The following is a 4,021-nucleotide window of genomic DNA, read 5'->3' as shown; positions in this document are numbered from 1 at the left end:
CGACCCGTAAATGTTATGTTTTTCGCGATGAGCTATCAGCTATGAACTATGAGCTAAACCATGAATGACTTCTACCTCAGTAAATCCCTCTTCATGCGGGGCATGCAGTGTCACAAGTCCCTCTATCTCCACAAGCATCATCCTGAACAGAAAGACAAGATTCCCCCATCCAGGGAAGCCCTCTTCGAGAGTGGCCACGAGGTGGGTCTCCTTGCCCAGAAACTTTTTCCCGGTGGCATAACCATCCCCTATGACCCTGATAACTATGACCGGCTGGTAGCCCTTACGGAAAAGGCAATTGATGAGGGTCAAAGAACCATTTACGAGGCAACCTTCTCGTTCGACGGTGTCTTCGTGAGGGTGGATATCCTTACAAGAGGCAAGAGGGGCTGGGAACTTTACGAGGTGAAGAGTGCAACAGGCATGAAAGATATGTACCAGAGCGATGTGGCAGTGCAATATTATGTACTGAAAGGGGCGCAATTACCAGTAAGCCGGGCATTTCTCATTTATATCAACAATCAATACATCCGTGAGGGCGAAATCGAGCCTCAAAAACTCTTCACTGTCATGGATGTGACAGTAGATGTGGAGTCTCTCCAGGATGCAGTAAGGGAGGAACTCAAAAAACAGAAGGAGATGCTCGACCGTACCATGCCTGCCATTGATATAGGTCCCTATTGCTATGACCCCTATGATTGTGATTTTATCGGCTATTGCTGGAAGCACATCCCTGAGGTATCGGTCTTTTCATTGAAGGGCAACAAAAAAATCCCATTCGAATTCTATAAGCAGGGTATCATTACACTTGACGATGCCCCCCTTGACCGGCTTTCTGGTAACCAGAGACTCCAGGTGGAGGCATTCCGTGCAAAAAAGAATAGTATGGACAGGCAAGCGATTCAGGGTTTTCTCGATACGCTCCATTATCCGCTCTATTTCCTCGACTTTGAGACATTTTCTCCAGCCATTCCTCCCTTTGACGGAACGCGACCCTATCAGGACATCCCTTACCAGTATTCTCTCCATGCAATAGAGAGTGAAGGGGCACCACTAAAGCACTCTGAATATCTTGCCCCACCAGGGATTGACCCGAGAAGAAGGCTTGCAGAAAAACTCATAGGCGACATTCCTTCTAATGCCTGTGTCCTCGCCTATGTAGCAAGTTTTGAAAAAGGGGTGCTTATGAACCTTGCCGGATGGTTTCCTGAATATCGCCCACGGATTGAAAATATCATCGATAACCTCGTGGACCTTGCTCTTCCTTTCCAGAAACGCTATCTCTACCACTGGCAGTTTAACGGCTCTTATTCACTAAAAATAGTCCTTCCCGCCCTTGTTCCGGATTTAACCTACCAGGGATTGGAGATAAAAGATGGCGACATGGCAATGCAAGCCTACACTAAGATGCAGACATCTCATGACCCGGCAGAGATCGAGCGAATCCGAAACGCCCTCCTTGAGTATTGTTGCCTCGACACGCTGGGAATGGTAAGGATAGTGGAGAAATTGAAGGAGATGGCAGGAAAATAGAAAGGTATACTTCCATGACCGATAACCTTTCTCAGCTATGGGCCATTAGCTATGAGATAGTTCTTGCTCTCTGCTCTCTGCTCTCCGCTCTTAGCTCCCCGCTCCCTGACCGCTGAATGCTAAAATGCGTTTGTATTTTTTATTTCAAGGGGATAAAATCTTATTATAGTGAAATGTAGGAAAATGGAAAGAAAAAGGGGCGGGAATAACTGTTATCAACCAGAAAAGTGGGCTTTTTTAGCGGAGGAGGCAGGGAATAACGCAATGATTGCAACAACGTCCCTACCATCCTCCTAACAGCGGTGGAAAGTTATTTATTTAGGAACGTCCCCTGTTTACGTATTAGCACCGCTCAACAAAGACTTGAAAGGAATGAAATGTTTTTAATATGGAAGATAATATAAGCAGCTAACAATGTATAATTTTGCTTGACATTAGTAACGTAGAGCGTTACCATAGTTTATGATAAAATCCTTCAAATCGAAGGAAACGGAAAAGATCTGGAAAGGCAAGGCATCAAAAGCGCTCCCGCTTGATATTCAGCATGGCGCCAGGAGGAAACTGAGGATACTGAACAACGCTAACGATTTAAACGATATTCGTATACCACCTGCAAATCACCTCGAAGCCTTGAAAGGGAATAGGAAAGGACAACACAGCGTAAGAATCAATGATCAGTGGAGAATCTGTTTCAGATGGTTCATGGGCGACTGTTTCAATGTGGAGATTGTGGACTATCATTGAAACGAACGATGTAATAAGGAGAAACTATGGATAAATTACCTAACATTCATCCCGGTGAGGTTTTGGAGGAGGAATTCCTGAAGCCTCTCAGTGTAACAGCTTACAGATTAGCAAAATCAACTAAGATCCCGCTCACGAGGATTTCCTAAGCAAGTTTTTCGGGAATTCACCCAGGTTTTGGCTGGGGCTTCAGAATGATTATGATCTGGAAGAGGAAAAGGCAAAGATTCAGCACGACCTTAAAGAGATACCGTTTTTAAAGGTTATGAATATGTGATGATTACCGAGCCTGATTGAAACTGAAAGGTATGATGCAGATTAGGCCCAGCAAAGGTAAATATTGGGAGGTTATGGGAGACAAACATTCAGAAGCGAAAAGTACATGACACACAGCGCACAATTAATGACATCGCTGTAATCTGCTCCCCGCTCCCTGACCGCTGAATGCTAAAATGCGTTTGTATTTTTAATTTTAAAGGGATAGAATAACTGCAAGGGGGTGCACGATACACGAGAAAAAACCTGAAAAAGTGATAATTCAAGACCCGACCCCATTACTTACACTTTCTCCCATTGACAACAACAATGTAATCTGTAGAATGTATTAAGAAGGAGGTGCCATGAGTGAAAAAAATTGCTTTGTAATAGCACCAATTGGTGAAGATAATTCTGATATGCGAAAACACTCTGATGAAGTTTTAGAGTACATAATTAAACCGGTCACCAAAGAGTTTCATTACATAACAATTCGCTCGGACCAAATTAACAAAAGTGGTATTATCACTAATCAAATAATTGAACATTTATTAAAAGATGATCTCGTAATAGCCGATCTGACTGGTAATAATCCTAATGTTTTTTACGAACTTGCGGTAAGACATTTGATTCGAAAACCTTTTATTCAACTTACCCAAGTGGGGCAAGCTACTCCTTTTGATGTTTCCCAAATAAGAAACATTGAGTTTACCATTAGTCGTCCAAGTAGCGTCGCAGAATGTACAGAAAAACTCCGTAAATACATTGAGGAAATTGAGAAGAATCCAGATAAAATAGAAAGCCCCTTTACCAGTTTTATTGATATCCAATCCTTAAGTAGTAAAGAAGGTAATTCGTTGGAGAAAGTTGTAACCGCACTTGTGCAGGTACTTTCAAACAAACTGATACCATTACAGACAGAACTTTATGATGAGATTAAAAGTCTTTTACAAAAGCAAGATACACTATACTCACGACCATTTGGATCAACGGGGCCAACTGGATTGGCTGGAGTATCGGAACTTTATACCTTCTCACCTTTAGATAAAGCTCTTGAGGAAAAGATGAGAAAGACAGTATTGGAGAAAATGTTACAGGAAGAAAAAGAGGGTAAGTAATTAAAATTAGATTTAGATGCCGATGATTATTTAGGTTGAGTTTTGCTTAAATAAACCGCCTAAAGTTTATAACCATAGGGAATTAAATTTTTTTAGAGGCATAATTAAAAATTATTTCCGTGAAAAGAAAAGGTTTAGCGCTGTGTCTTAATCACGTCCGTTAATGTGAGGCGCAAAAAAAGTAAATTAAAGGAAAAATTGCCTTGTTTGAACAAACCTTCAAGAATATAGACGACGTCCTCTGGAAAGAGGCGGGATGTACCACGGAACTCGACTACACGGAACAGACCTCGTGGCTCCTCTTTTTGAAATATCTCGACGGGCTGGAGCAGGACAAGGTCATGGAGGCCGCGCTGGACGGGAAGAAATGC

Annotated in this window: 4 protein-coding genes and 1 pseudogene; all 5 read left to right on the top strand. The window is 42.4% G+C overall.

Annotated elements, in window-relative coordinates; translation table 11 throughout:
• Positions 1–60 precede the first annotated feature (60 nt).
• Positions 61–1,533: a DUF2779 domain-containing protein gene (locus tag NTU69_12550; protein ID MCX5804335.1), complete on the top strand. Its 1,473-nt coding sequence runs from the start codon at positions 61–63 to the stop codon at positions 1,531–1,533.
• Between the two features lie 462 nt (positions 1,534–1,995).
• Entirely contained in the window at positions 1,996–2,277 is a 282-nt protein-coding gene (locus tag NTU69_12545; GenBank protein ID MCX5804334.1) for a type II toxin-antitoxin system RelE/ParE family toxin, read from the top strand.
• A gap of 26 nt (positions 2,278–2,303) precedes the next feature.
• Positions 2,304–2,554: pseudogene (locus NTU69_12540) on the top strand (addiction module antidote protein, HigA family).
• A gap of 343 nt (positions 2,555–2,897) precedes the next feature.
• Positions 2,898–3,650 carry a hypothetical protein gene (locus NTU69_12535; GenBank protein ID MCX5804333.1) on the top strand — a complete coding sequence of 251 codons (753 nt, stop codon included), beginning with the start codon at positions 2,898–2,900 and terminating at the stop codon, positions 3,648–3,650.
• Positions 3,651–3,853: 203 nt separating this feature from the next.
• Positions 3,854–4,021: type I restriction-modification system subunit M N-terminal domain-containing protein (locus NTU69_12530; protein MCX5804332.1), on the top strand; the 168-nt coding region annotated here is incomplete at its 3' end.

Source organism: Pseudomonadota bacterium (assembly GCA_026388215.1).
GTDB lineage: Bacteria > Desulfobacterota > Syntrophorhabdia > Syntrophorhabdales > Syntrophorhabdaceae > JAPLKF01.
Note: the sequence above shows the minus strand (reverse complement) of the source record. Positions and strands in the feature narration are given on the sequence as shown.